This window comes from Endothiovibrio diazotrophicus, from assembly GCF_054657215.1.
In genome coordinates this window covers 1-13,265 of sequence record NZ_BAAHXB010000145.1, presented here as the reverse complement: position 1 = coordinate 13,265, position 13,265 = coordinate 1, and the positions used below count along the sequence as shown (strand labels likewise).

Sequence of the window (13,265 nt, the reverse complement as noted above, 5' to 3'; positions counted from 1 at the left end):
GACGCAGAGTGTGGGGACGAGAAAACGTCGTTAAGTTCCGATTTTTCGAAACAGTCGCCTCCAATGGAAAATCCCAGCCATGACGATAATCTTTCTCAAAATCCACCTTCCCGCTCCTCGGTTCCAACGAACATACATCGCAAAGGCAATAGGAGCCCCATACGGGGCCCATATGTTCAGTTGCAGCGGTAGCCGGTTCCCAAGTTGTATTGCGTCGTCAGGAAGTAGTTGGCCGTCGGCTGCTGCGTGCCGTAGCGGCTCGACGAATAGAGCCGGTAGAACGACGCCCCGTACCACACCGGCTGATCGGCGACGATCTTGCTTCTCCCCGCCGGCAGCCCGACGGTGTCGGTCCCCGAGGTCTGGTTGGGGAGGGTCAAATAACCGCCCGAGTCGCACTTCGCATCCGCGCCGTTGTTGATGTATTGCGGATTCGCGCACAGGTAGTCGTTCGGATCGGTGGAGGTGCAGTCGGCTCCCTTGCTCTGCTTGAAGTTCCGGCAGATGAGCTGATACTGCCGGGCAAACTGGGCGTAATCGTCGGCAACCGTCTGGTCGATGCGCAACTTGATTTCGCCCAGGGCCTGCTGATACACCGCGGCGAACCGGGGAATCCCCAGCAGCCGGCTGATCAACGGCCGCTGCCCCTGGCGGCTCGGGCTCAAGCCGAACGAGGTCTTCACCACCGTCCCCATCACCGTGCCACACCGGGAATCCTTGGAGGGGAGGCTGCCCAGCACGGTGTCATAGTCGTTGGGGATGAAGTGGACGATCTTATTCTCCTTGTCGAAATAGAGCGCGAAGTTGTTCCGGTTGTACCAATAGTCGTCCCAGCTGCCGATGGCCACGTCGAAGGCCATGGTCGTCAGGAAGGATTGATAGTCGAATCGGTAGCCCTGGCGGTTGTCGGGATCGAAGGGATTGGACCAGCCGTCCGGCGTGGTGCCGTCGACGATCCACGTCTCCAGCGGGCTGACCCCGCCTTCGGGTGCGGAGGCGCTGAGATAGTTCAGGTTGTAGATGAAGGCGGCGAAGAGGTTCATCGCCTTATCGAAATTCTTCTCCGAACTCTGATAGTCGTAGGCGGGCTTGTAGGCGTTGACCCCGTTCCACGGCTCGTTCTTGATGCCGAAGGGGATCGAGGCATCACACGGCTCACCGTCCGCGCAGTTGCTGGCGCTTGCCTTCGCCACCGCCTGCTTGAAGGCGTCCAGGTTGCACGATCCGCTGCTGTCGATATCGAGACCGGTAAAGCAGACCTCCTTGGAGTTGCCCTTCCACATGTAGCCCTTGTGGCTGGCGAAGCGGGTATCCAGATAGCCGTCGCTGTTCACCGGTTCCATGATCTCGTAGTAGCCGAAGTCATAGCAGTAGTAACCGTTGTCACATCGCTGTGAGGCGTCCAGCGGGTTGTAGGCGTTGCCGGCGCTATTGTCACCCTGGATGGCAATGTAGAGATGGGCATGGCCAATGTGAGGGGCGAGTGAATACTGTCCGCCAGGCACCGGGCCGAGGATATCGGCGAGGGTCTGGAAGCTGTAGATCTCGCGGGCCTTGTTCATCTGTCCCTTGAAGCTCTTGATGTCCAGCTTTTCGTAGCCGTACAGGTACTGCTTGTCGCCGCTGTCGGCGTCCTTGAACTTCAGTTTGAAGTTGGCCTGGTGAAAGGCGCCATAGCCGGTGACGTGGGGGCCGCAGCCGTTGGTCCCGGTCTCGGGACAGATGCGACTGGTGTTGCCCTTCAGTTTCAATTGGATATTGGGAAGGATCGTCGGCGTCCCCGCCGCCTTGCCGTCCGTCATCGGCTGGAAGACGAACTTGTCGGCCTTGATATATTGGTCGTTGGCCTGGTTGGTGTTGAAATTGCTCAACAGATAGTTCCACTGCTTGGGTGAAACATACAAAACCAGTTGGGGGATGGTCGTATTATCGAACAGCTTGTCCGCTTCGACCGACGGGCTGTCCGCATAGCTCCTGCCTGCGCCCAGCGATACCACGACAAACCATAACGCGAAGACGTTCCTGAATAGTTTCATCGTCCATTGACTCCTGTATTGGGTCTCTTCCCGAGCAGAATCCTTCGGCGTCGGATCGCGAGGATCCGTTCGCGGAACGTAGCACAAATCCCGCCAAACCACCCCTGGTATCAGCGAGGAGTCTTCTCCTTCGATCGAAAAGGGTTGGCGTCCGGAAAATGGTGCGCCTCGTGCCTCGGCACTCCCTACGTTCGTCCTTGCCGAAGCATCAGCCGATGATCCGTTTGTGCAGGACGTGGGTAATCTTCGCGCCATCCCAGTAGTAACTGAAATGGGGGCCTTGGCGGGGGATGGAGACGGTGGGCGGGCGCAGGGCGGCCAGGCATTCGCCGCCCGGATGGCGAACGGAGCGGTAGACGATGCCCCACTCCCGGCGATTGCGCGCCTCTCGGCCGAAGCGCTGGGCGGGCGTCCAATCGTCGGGGTGGTGGAGTTCCCGGAACCCTTCGCCGCGAACGTCGCGCACCGCTTTCAGCACTTCCCCGATGTAGCACCGCATGTCGATTTCACCGGGCTCCTCACGGGTTCGGGCCATGAAGGCGGCGCGCGAGTGGCGGGTTTCGGCCAGCGCGGTCTCCAGGGTCGAGGCGGCGTAGTAGATGCCGTAGTCGCCGTTGCTGAAACGGCTTTCGGCCGGGTGGGTGAAGGCCGCCATGACCGGGGTGGAACCGGGGCCGACCACCCGGTCCTGCGGCAGGACGTGGGCGATCTCTCCGGCCTCTTCGCGCAAACGCTCGTTGGTCAGCGCCTCGATGGCGTAGGCCTCGGGCAGCAGATCGGGGTCGATGAGGGATTCGTAGAGCGAGACCGGCGGGTATTTTGAGGGGATGATCCGGTACTGACATGCCCAGTCCAACTCCACCCGCGGCGCGTCATCCACGCTCGCCATCAAGGTACTTCCGCACTTCGTAGAGGTCGGCAACGCGCCCGGCCAGCATCCGGTCGAGGGCGGAACGGCCGTTGAACAGCGGGGCATCGTTGGGCTTCCTGACCCACTCGAAGGCCGCCCGCTCACCGGGCAGCAGGATGCGCAGCGCCTTGTGGATGCCGAGGATGTAGCTCACCCGCTCCAGGGTGCCGGAATCGAGCCGCTTGGCGCTCCGCTCGGCCTTCCACTTGAAGAAGGTCGACTCCGCGGGATCGCCCAACAGCCGGCGCTGATCCCGGGCGCTCAGGCCCCACTGCTCGGTGATGTTGAAGAACCCCTGCAACGCGGCAGCGGCGACCCGCGACGGGTTCATGGTGGCGATCGGGTGGGTTTCTGCAAGCATATCGGGAAACTCCATGCTGAGAGTTTTATTAAGAATACTACAGATACGGCGTATCAACAGGGGGAAACTCCGAAAAAGGCGGGGCAAGCTCCTCCCCTTTGCCTCCTCGCCAATTGCTGCTACCTTTTTTAAACGATCGTTTAAATCCGGAGCCAACTTCCATGTCGTCATCCACCTCCCGCCCCGGCCGACGCCCCGCCGGCAGCAGCGATGCGGTGCGCGCCACGCTGCTCGCCACCGCCCGGCGGCTGTTCGCGGAGAAGGGCTACGAGGCGGTCTCGGTGCGTGCGCTGGCCGGCGCCGCCGGGGTGACGCCGGCGATGATCCACTACTACTTCGGCAACAAGGAGGGGCTCTATCTGGCGGTGCTGCGCGAGGCACTGGCGCCGACCCTGAAGCGCATCGCCGGGCTGCAGGCCGCCGGGCGCCACGACCGCGGGGCGCTGGCGGAGCTGTTGCAGGCCCACATGGAGCTGCTGTTGCGCGAGCCGTGGCTGCCGCCGCTGGTGGCCCGCGAGGTGCTGCTGCGCGAGGGGCCGTTGCGCGAGGCGTTCGCCACCCAGGTGGCGGGGCGCATGATCGGCGGGCTGACCGAGCTGCTCGGAGAAGCGCCGCCGGCCCGCGCGGGCGACGCCGATCTCGCCGCGCTGTCGGTGCTGGCGATGACCATTTTCCCGTTTCTGGCACATGGGCTGGTCCACGCGGTCTACGGTATCGAGGTGAACGAGGCGTTCGCGGCGCGCTGGAGCCGCTTCGTCGCCGACCGGCTGTTCAATTCACAACCCGACGATGGGTCGCAACCATGAAGAAGATCCTCATTCCCCTGCTCCTGCTGGCGGTCGCCGCGGGGGCGACGGTTGCCTGGCGCAACGCCCACCCGCCGGCGCAGGCCGACGGCGACCTCACCCTCTACGGCAACATCGATCTGCGGCTGGTCAACCTCGCCTTCGAGGCGAGCGGGCGGATCGCCGAGATGCAGGCCAGCGAGGGAGCGCGAGTGGCGGCCGGCACGCTGCTGGCGCAGCTCGACACCCGGCGGCTGGAGCTGGCGCGGGATGCGGCCACCGCCAAGGTGGCGGCGCAGCAGGCGCAGCTCGCCGAGCTGGAGGCGGGCACCCGCGTCGAGGAGATCCGCAAGCTGCACGCCGAGCTGGAGGCGGCGCAGACCGAGGCGGCCAACGCGGTGCGCAGCGCCGCGAGGATGCGCGACCTGGAGCACAAGAAACTCGCCTCGCCGCAGCAGTCCGACGACGCCCGCACCGCCGCCGAGGCGGCCGAGGCCAAGGTGCGCTCGGTGCGCGCCGGGCTGGAGCTGGCCGAGGCGGGGCCGCGCAAGGAGCAGATCGCGGCGGCGCGCGCCAGCCTCGCCGCGCTGGAGGCGGAGCAGGCGCTGGCCGAGCGCAATCTGGCCGACGCCCGGCTCACCGCGCCGGCCGCCGGGGTGATCCAGAACCGCATCCTGGAGCCGGGCGACATGGCCTCGCCGGACCGCCCGGTCTACACCCTGGCACTGACCGAGCCGCTGTGGGCACGGGCCTACCTGGCGGAGACCGAGCTGGGCAAGGTGAAACCGGGGATGCCGGCCACCGTCGCCAGCGACAGCTTCCCCGGCAAGCGCTACCCAGGCTGGATCGGCTACATCTCGCCGAGCGCCGAGTTCACCCCCAAGTCGGTGCAGACCACCGAGGTGCGCGCCGACCTGGTCTATCAGGTGCGCGTCTTCCTCTGCGATCCGCAGGGGGAGCTGCGCCTGGGGATGCCGGTGACCGTGACCCTCGACCCCACCGCCCCGCCGCTGGCCGCGCCCGGCTGCGGGAAGCCGTAAAGGCCGCCCGGCGATGGATGGCGAACCGGTCCTGGTCAGCCGTGGCCTGAACAAGACGTTCCAGGCCGGCAAACGCACCGTGACCGCCCTCGACGGGGTGGAGCTCGCCGTGCGCGGCGGCACGGTGACCGGACTGATCGGTCCGGACGGCGCCGGCAAGACCACCTTCATGCGGCTGGCCGCCGGGCTGTTCGTGCCCGATGCGGGCGAGATCACCGTGCTCGGCCTCGATGCCACCCGCAACGCCCTGGCGGTGCAGGCGCAGATCGGCTACATGCCGCAGCGCTTCGGCCTCTACGAGGATCTGAGCGTGCAGGAGAACCTCGACCTCTACGCCGACCTCCAGGGGGTTGCCCCCGCCGAGCGCCCCGCCCGCTACGCCGAGCTGACGGAGATGACCGGCCTCGGCCCGTTCACCAAACGCCTCGCCGGGCGGCTCTCCGGCGGCATGAAGCAGAAGCTGGGGCTCGCCTGCACCCTGGTCAAGCCGCCGCGGCTGCTGCTGCTCGACGAGCCGACGGTGGGGGTCGATCCGGTGTCGCGGCGCGAGTTGTGGGCGATCGTCTATCGCCTGGTGGAGAGGCAAGGGATGAGCGTGCTGCTCTCCACCGCCTACCTCGACGAGGCGGAGCGCTGTGCCGAGGTGATCCTCCTGCACCGTGGGCAGGTGGTCGACCAGGGGCCGCCCGCAGGCTTCAGCGCGCCGTTGGCCGGGCGCTGTTTCCATGTGCGCAACGACGGCATCGGTCGACGCGGGTTGCAGGGGCAACTCGGCCGGATCCCGGGGGTGCTCGACGCGGTGGTGCAGGGCGATTCGGTGCGCGTACTGACCGCCGAACCCGGTCCACCGGACCTCGCCGGGCTCGACCCCGAGACCCGCTGCGCGGCGGTCCCTCCGCGCTTCGAGGACGCCTTCGTCGCCCGCCTCCACGACGGCGGCGACCGCACCCCGCTGCACTTCGAAAGCCAAGGCGGCGACGGCGGCGAGATGATCGCGGTGGAGGGGCTGGGGCGGCGCTTCGGCGACTTCGATGCGGTGCGCGACCTCAGTTTCAGCGTTCATTCCGGCGAGGTGTTTGGCCTGCTCGGCGCCAACGGCGCCGGCAAGACCACCACCTTCCGCATGCTCTGCGGCCTGCTGCCGGCCAGCGCCGGGCGCCTCCAGGTGGCCGGCGTCGACCTGCGCCGCGCCCCGGCCAAGGCGCGCCAGCGGATCGGCTACATGTCGCAGAAGTTCTCCCTCTACGGCCACCTCTCGGTGCGCCAGAACCTGACCTTCTTCGCCAAGGCCTACGGGCTGCGCGCGGGCGAGCGCCGCGAGCGACTCGCCTGGGCGAGCGAGGCGTTCGAGCTGGGCGACTACCTGGACGCCGAGAGCGGCCAGCTCCCCCTCGGCTACAAGCAGCGCCTGGCGATGGCCGCGGCGCTGATGCACCGCCCGCAGATCCTCTTTCTCGACGAGCCCACCTCGGGGGTCGATCCGCTGGCCCGCCGCGAGTTCTGGGCGCGGATCAACGCCCTGGCCGAGGCTGGGGTGACGGTACTGGTGACCACCCACTTCATGGAGGAGGCCGAATACTGCGACCGGCTGGCGATCATGGCCGCCGGCCAACTGCTGGCCCTCGGCAGCCCGGCCGAGGTGCGCGCGCGCAGCGCCACCGCAGAGCAGCCGGAGCCGACCCTGGAGAGCGCCTTCATCGAGCTGATCGAGGCCCACCAGTCCCAAATGGGGCCGGAGGAGGCGGCATGAACCGGCGGCTCCGCGGCCTGCTGCGCAAGGAGTTCCTGCAGGTGCTGCGCGACCCGAGCAGCATCGCCATCGCCTTCCTGCTGCCGGTGTTCCTGCTGCTGCTCTTCGGCTACGGCGTGTCGATGGACTCCGAGCACGTGTCGGTGGCCCTGGTGGTGGAGCAGCCGAGCGCCGAGGCGATGAGCTTCGCCGCCGCCTTCGAGCAGTCGAAGTACTTCACCCCGCGGCGCTACGCCGACCGCCAGAGCGCCCGCCGCGCCCTCCACCAGCGGCGGGTCGACGGCATCGTGATCCTGCCCCGGGACTTCGCCCGCCGCCTGCTGGCCACCCACGACGCGCCCATTCAACTGATCGTCAACGGGGTCGACGCCAACTCCGCCCGCCTGCTGCAGGGCTACATCCAGGGGGTGTGGTCCAGCTGGCTGGAGCGCGAGCTGAAGGCCCGCGCCCTGCCCTTCCCGCAGCCCGCGCGGGCCGAGGCGCGGATCTGGTTCAACCCGGAGCTGCGCAGTCGCAACTACCTGGTGCCGGGACTGCTGGTGGTCAACATGACCCTGGTCGGCGCGCTGCTCACCGCCCTGGTGATGGCCCGCGAGTGGGAGCGCGGCACCCTGGAGGCGCTGATGGTCACCCCGGTGGCGATGCGCGAGATCCTGATCGGCAAGATCCTCCCCTACTTCGTCCTCGGCATGGGCGGCATGGCGCTGTCGGTGGCGATGGCGCTGGGGCTGTTCGGGGTGCCGCTGCGCGGATCGTTCTGGGTGCTGGTGGTCGCCTCCAGCCTGTTCCTGCTCGCCGCCCTGGGAATGGGGCTGCTGATCTCGGTGGTGGCGCGCAACCAGTTCGTCGCCGGCATGGCCGCCATCATCACCACCTTCCTCCCCGCCTTCCTGCTCTCGGGTTTCCTCTTCGACATCGACAGCATGCCGGCGGTGGTCCAGGCGATCACCCACATCGTCGCCGCCCGCTACTTCGTCGCCATCCTGCAGACGCTGTTCCTGGCCGGCGATGTGTGGAGCGTGATCCTGCCCAACGCCGCAGCGCTGGTGGTGATGGCGGCGTTCTTCCTCGGCATGAGCCGGCGGATGATCCGCAAGCGGTTGGAGTAGGCCTGTGCGCCGAAAAGAACCCCGAACCGTAGGGCGGATTAGCGTTAGCGTAATCCGCCACATCGGAGCTGCCTCCGGCGAAGGTGCCTCCGTTCCCGGCGGATTACGCTATCGCTAATCCGCCCTACCCGCGACACGTGGAGGGAGTAACACCCATGCTGCAACGCATCCTCGCCCTGGTGCTCAAGGAGTTCCTGGCGCTGCTCAAGGACAAGCGCAGCCGGATGGTGATCATCGTGCCGCCGCTGATCCAGCTGGTGGTGTTCGGCTACGCCGCCTCCTACGACCTGCGCGAGGTGCCCTACGCGGTGTTCGACCGCGACGGCGGCTATGCGGCGCGCCAACTGCTCGCCGGCTTCGCCGGCTCGCCCCACTTCAAGCCGGTGCGCGAGATCCGCCGCAACGGCGAGATTGCCGATCTGATCGACGCCCGCAAGGTGATGCTGGTGATCCAGCTCGACCCGCGCTTCACCGCCGAGCTGGCCGCCGGCGGCTCGGCGCCGGTGCAGCTGCTGGTCGACGGGCGCAACTCCAACACCGCCCAGGTCGCCCTCTCCTACGCCAACGAGATCGTCGCCGACTTCAACCGACAGTGGCTGCGCGAACACGGCCGACAGGGACCGCCATCGCGGCTGGTGATGCGCGCCTGGTACAACCCCAACCTGGAGAGCCGTTGGTACTTCATCCCCGGCGTGGTCGGCATCCTCACCCTGGTGGTGACCATGGTGGTGACCGCCCTCTCGGTGGCCCGCGAGCGCGAGCAGGGCACCTTCGACCAGTTGCTGGTCACCCCGCTGCGGCCGGCGGAGATCCTGCTGGGCAAGGCGCTGCCGGGTCTGCTGATCGGGCTCTTCGAGGGGTCGCTGGTGGTGCTGCTGGCGGTGTTCTGGTTCCACGTCCCGCTGGTCGGCCAGCTCACCGCGCTGTATGCCGGCATCACGCTCTTCCTGCTCGCCGCGGTGGGGGTGGGGCTGATGATCTCCTCGCTCGCCACCACCCTGCAGCAGGCGCTGCTCGGCGCCTTCCTGTTCCTGGTGCCGTCGGTGATCCTCTCCGGCTTCGCCACGCCGATCGCCAACATGCCGCCGGCGGTGCAGCTGCTCACCTACCTCAACCCGATGCGCTACTACCTGACGACTTTGCGCGGGGTGTTCCTGGAGGGGGCGACCCTCGACCTGCTGCTGCCGCAACTGTGGCCGCTGGCGGCGATCGCCGCGGTCTGCCTCACCGCCGCCGGCTGGCTGTTCCGCCACCGGATGTATTGACCCCTATCGGGCGCCCCGAACGACACGCCGGTTTCTTTTGGCACGGCGCCCACGGGGCGCCCTGTAGCCCCCCCTCAACCGGAACCGGTGCGTTTCCTGAGGTCGAGCCGATCGAGTTTCGCGGGATCGGAACGGCATGCCGCATCCTCCCTCATGGTCCCGCGTGGAACTACCCGCAGCCACCGCCGCCGCCCCGATCTATACTCGAATTTGACGCGGGAACCCGGCCCCGCCGCGGCGATCATCGTTACATGCGCAAATTCCCTCCCCTTATCGCCCTGCTGGGACTGCTCGGCGCACTCCTGATCACCCCCGGCTGCCGCTCGGAGGAGGGCGAAGAGTACTGGCCGCGCTTCACCGACCAGCCGCCCGGCCACACCCCGGTCTACCTCTTCGGCGTCCACCCGCTGCACAACCCCGAACGGCTGTTCGCCATCTACCATCCCCTGGTGGAGTATCTCAACCGCCACCTGAAGGGCGCGCGGATCGAGCTGGAGGCCTCGCGCAACTACGCCGCCTACGACGAGAAGCTGTTCGGCCGCCACTTCCACCTCGCCCTGCCCAACCCCTATCAGACGGTCACCACCCTCGGCCACGGCTACCGGGTGTTCGGCAAGATGGGCGACGACGAGAACTTCCGCGGCATCCTGCTGGTACGCCGCGACGCCGGCGTCGACACCCCCGCCGACCTCAAGGGCCGTGCGGTGAGCTACCCCGCCCCCACCGCGCTCGCCGCCACCATGCTCCCCCAGTGGTTCCTGAAGAGCCACGGCGTCGACGTGATGACGGAGATCGACAACCGCTACGTCGGCTCCCAGGAGTCCTCGATCATGAACGTCTACCTCGGCGAGACCGCCGCCGGTGCCACCTGGCCGCCGCCGTGGCGCGCCTTCGCCAAGGAGCGCCCGGAGGTCGCCGCGGAGCTGGAGGTGAAGTGGCGCACCGAGACGCTGCCCAACAACGGGCTGGTGGCCCGCAACGACACCCCGCCCACGCTGGTGGCACGGGTCGGCGAGCTGCTCTTCGACCTGCACAACCACCCGGAGGGGCAGGCGATCCTCGCGCCGATGGAGCTGTCGCGCTTCGAACCGGCCAGCGAGGCCACCTACCAACCTGTAGTGGAGTTCCTCAAGCGCTTCGAGCGGGAAGTCCGCCCCCTCCGGGACGAGTCATGATCCGCCGCCTGCACCGCCTCTGGTCCGCCTCTATCCGGCGCCAGCTGATGATCACCATCGCCCTGGTCCACGCGGTGCTGATGACGCTGTTCATCTTCGATCTGGTGGAGCGCCAACGCGATTTCCTCCACCGCCAGGCAGTGGCCCAGGCGATCGGCCTCAGCCGGGCGCTCGCCGCCAGCAGCACCGCCTGGGTGCTGGCCCGCGACTACATCGGCCTGGAGGAGCTGCTCGACGCCATGCGGGGCTACCCCGAGCTGCGCTACGCCCTGGTCACCGACCTCGACGGCGAGGTGCTCGGCCACAGCGCCCCCGGCCACACCGGCCTGTACCTCGCCGACCCGGTGAGCCGCACCCTGCTCGACGCCGCCACCGGGCCGGTGGTCCTGGTGGAGGACCCGCGGGTGATCGACGTCGCCGCCCCGATCCTCAGCAGCGGCCAGGCGGTGGGCTGGGCGCGCATCAGCCTGAGCCAGGAGAAGAGCCTCCAGGGGCTGCGCCTGGTCACCGTCGAGGGGGCGCTCTACACCCTGTTCGCGATCAGCGTCGGCATCCTCTTCGCCTTCCTGATGGCGCGCGGCCTCACCGGCGGCCTCTACCGCCTGATGGCGGTGGCCGACGGCACCCGCCACGGCCGCCGCGACCTGCGCGCCCCCACCGACCGCCCCGATGAGGTGGGCCAACTGGCGGTCGGCATCAACCGCATGCTCGACACCCTCAGCAACGAGGAGCGGGAGCTGCGCACGGCCGAGGCGCGGCTGCGCGAGGCGAAGGAGCACGCCGAATCGGCCAACCGGGCGAAGAGCCGCTTCCTCGCCATGATGAGCCACGAGATCCGCACCCCCATGAACTCGATTCTCGGCATGGCCGAACTGATCGGCGACGGCCCCCTCGACGAGGAGCAGCGCCACTACCTGGAGGTGCAGCGGCGCGCGGGGCGCAGCCTGCTGGAGCTGATCAACGACATCCTCGACCTGTCGCGGCTGGAGGCGGGGCGGGTCGACCTGCACTACGCCCCCTTCCAACTGCGCGAGGTGGTCGGCTCGGTGATCGACCTGCTGGGGGAGGCGGCCCGCAGCAAGGGACTCTACCTGGAGCCGCGCATCCCCGACGGCATCGACGAGCGCTGGGTCGGCGACGCCGGCCGTCTGCGCCAGATCCTGGTCAACCTGGTGGGCAACGCGGTCAAATTCACCCACCACGGCGGCATCGCCATCGAGGTGGAGTGGGCCGATATCGGGCGAGAGCTGCGCTTCGTCGTGGCGGACACCGGCATCGGCATCGCCGAAGAGGAGCAGGCAGCGATCTTCGAACCGTTCACCCAGAGCGATGCCTCCGACAGCCGCCGCTATGGCGGCAGCGGACTGGGCCTGACCATCACCCGCCACCTGGTGGACCGCCTCGGCGGGCAACTCCGACTGGAGAGCGCGCCGGACCACGGCAGCCGCTTCGCTTTCACCCTGCCGGTCTCCCCGGCGGACCCCGAGGCGCCGGCCGAGGGACCCGCGGCGGAGCGGCCACTCGCCCCCGCCGCGCCCCGGCGCATCCTGCTCGCCGAGGACTCCGCCGACAACGCCCTGCTGATCCGCAGCCTCCTCAAGCGCGAGCGCCATACGCTGCACACCGTCACCGACGGCGCGGCCGCGGTGGCGGCGGTGCGCGAGCACCCCTACGATCTGGTGCTGATGGACCTCCAGATGCCGGTGATGGACGGCTACGGGGCGACCCGCGCGATCCGCGAGTGGGAGCGCGCCGAGGGGCGAACGCCGCTACCGATCATCGCGCTGACCGCCCACGCCATGCGCGAGCACGAGACGCAGTGCCGCGAGGCGGGCCTCGACGGCTTCCTCACCAAGCCGATCGACAAGGCCCACCTGCTCGCCGCCATCTCCACCCACGCCCGCGTAGGTCGCGGCTACCGCCGCGACGCGAACGGAGGCAGCGAAGCCTGAACCGCGACGAACCAACCGACCGCCGCGGCCTTCCGGTCGGCGAGCACGGCAATGCCTCAGACAACGGTGCCCCCGTTTGCGTCGCCGCGGTAGCGGCGACGGTTTCGAGATGAGAATCGGGTGGCGCGCGCAGAGGAGCAGAGCACACAAGGCGTCCTATCCCATCGCCACCCACCCCGGCAGGGCCGCCACCCGCTCCAGCCAGCGCCGCACCCCCGGATAGGGCTCCAGCGACACCTCCCCCTCGTGGGCCAGCAGCACGTAGGGATAGCAGGCGACGTCGGCGATGGTCGCCCCCTCCCCCGCCAACCACTGCGCCGCGGCGAGCCGCGACTCCAGCACCGCCAACCCCGCCCGTCCCTCCTCCTGGCACTGCGTCAGGTCGAACGGGCGGTTCAGCCGGCGCACCGCCCGGGCGCGGGCCAGCCCGTAGAGCAGCTCGTTCTCCGCCACCGCCAGCCACTGCATCACCCGCGCCTCGGCCAGCGGCTCCCGTGGCAGCCAGCGCTCCTCGCCGAAGCGGCGGGCGAGGTAGACGAGGATCGCCTGGGAGTCCCAGATCCGCGCCTCACCCACCTCCAACAACGGGATCTGTCCCCGCGGATTGAGACGCCGAAACTCCGGCGTCTGGCTCTTACCGGCAAGGATATCGATGGGCACCCGCCGGTACTCCAGGCCGAGCAGGGCGAGGAACAGCCGCACCTTGTAGCAGTTGCCGGAGAGCGGATAGTCGTACAGCGTCAGATCGTTCATGGATCACTCCGTCCGGTTTCGAAAAATGAAGTCTCCCGTAGGAGCGGCCCCTAGGCCGCGATCGTGCGGGGCGCCACCCTCGACACACACATGCGGCGGTTCGCGGAAAGGGCGCCGTCGCGGCCTAGG

At 68.2% G+C, this 13,265-nt stretch carries 11 protein-coding genes; 7 read left to right on the top strand and 4 right to left on the bottom strand.

What is annotated here, in order from left to right:
* Positions 1–176 precede the first annotated feature (176 nt).
* From ACYQ2W_RS23345 to ACYQ2W_RS23335, 3 genes are all read right to left on the bottom strand, one after another.
* Positions 177–2,036 (bottom strand): CotH kinase family protein, encoded by a 1,860-nt coding sequence (locus ACYQ2W_RS23345; RefSeq protein WP_459872882.1) that lies wholly within the window; start codon positions 2,034–2,036, stop codon positions 177–179.
* Positions 2,037–2,244: 208 nt separating this feature from the next.
* Positions 2,245–2,925: an RES family NAD+ phosphorylase gene (locus ACYQ2W_RS23340; RefSeq protein ID WP_459872880.1), complete on the bottom strand. Its 681-nt coding sequence runs from the start codon at positions 2,923–2,925 to the stop codon at positions 2,245–2,247.
* Complete coding sequence (locus ACYQ2W_RS23335; protein WP_459872878.1) at positions 2,909–3,307, bottom strand: MbcA/ParS/Xre antitoxin family protein; 399 nt, start codon at positions 3,305–3,307, stop codon at positions 2,909–2,911. Before ACYQ2W_RS23335 ends, ACYQ2W_RS23340 begins: the two co-directional genes overlap by 17 nt.
* Before the next feature lie 161 nt (positions 3,308–3,468).
* Here ACYQ2W_RS23335 and ACYQ2W_RS23330 point away from each other — a divergent pair, with 161 nt between their 5' ends.
* The 7 genes from ACYQ2W_RS23330 to ACYQ2W_RS23300 all read left to right on the top strand — a co-directional run bounded on the left by ACYQ2W_RS23330 (position 3,469) and on the right by ACYQ2W_RS23300 (position 12,383).
* The gene (locus ACYQ2W_RS23330) at positions 3,469–4,113 is read left to right on the top strand and encodes a TetR/AcrR family transcriptional regulator (protein WP_459872876.1); all 645 of its coding nucleotides are present in this window, start codon (positions 3,469–3,471) and stop codon (positions 4,111–4,113) included.
* On the top strand, positions 4,110–5,132 hold the full coding sequence (locus ACYQ2W_RS23325) for an HlyD family secretion protein (RefSeq protein ID WP_459872874.1): 1,023 nt from the start codon (positions 4,110–4,112) through the stop codon (positions 5,130–5,132). The genes ACYQ2W_RS23330 and ACYQ2W_RS23325 overlap by 4 nt, the downstream gene beginning before the upstream one ends.
* A 13-nt stretch (positions 5,133–5,145) precedes the next feature.
* Entirely contained in the window at positions 5,146–6,882 is a 1,737-nt protein-coding gene (locus tag ACYQ2W_RS23320; RefSeq protein ID WP_459872872.1) for an ATP-binding cassette domain-containing protein, read from the top strand.
* Positions 6,879–7,991, top strand: a complete 1,113-nt coding sequence (locus ACYQ2W_RS23315; RefSeq protein WP_459872870.1) for an ABC transporter permease — start codon at positions 6,879–6,881, stop codon at positions 7,989–7,991. The genes ACYQ2W_RS23320 and ACYQ2W_RS23315 overlap by 4 nt, the downstream gene beginning before the upstream one ends.
* 155 nt (positions 7,992–8,146) lie before the next feature.
* Positions 8,147–9,256, top strand: coding sequence for an ABC transporter permease (locus ACYQ2W_RS23310; protein ID WP_459872868.1), 1,110 nt, complete (start codon positions 8,147–8,149; stop codon positions 9,254–9,256).
* A gap of 251 nt (positions 9,257–9,507) precedes the next feature.
* A complete protein-coding gene (locus ACYQ2W_RS23305) occupies positions 9,508–10,431 on the top strand; it encodes a phosphate/phosphite/phosphonate ABC transporter substrate-binding protein (protein ID WP_459872866.1) in 924 nt (307 codons plus the stop codon).
* Positions 10,428–12,383: an ATP-binding protein gene (locus ACYQ2W_RS23300; RefSeq protein ID WP_459872864.1), complete on the top strand. Its 1,956-nt coding sequence runs from the start codon at positions 10,428–10,430 to the stop codon at positions 12,381–12,383. Before ACYQ2W_RS23305 ends, ACYQ2W_RS23300 begins: the two co-directional genes overlap by 4 nt.
* Before the next feature lie 156 nt (positions 12,384–12,539).
* Here the strand turns inward: ACYQ2W_RS23300 and ACYQ2W_RS23295 are convergent, their stop codons facing one another.
* Complete coding sequence (locus ACYQ2W_RS23295) at positions 12,540–13,136, bottom strand: glutathione S-transferase family protein (protein ID WP_459872862.1); 597 nt, start codon at positions 13,134–13,136, stop codon at positions 12,540–12,542.
* Positions 13,137–13,265: the final 129 nt, after the last annotated feature.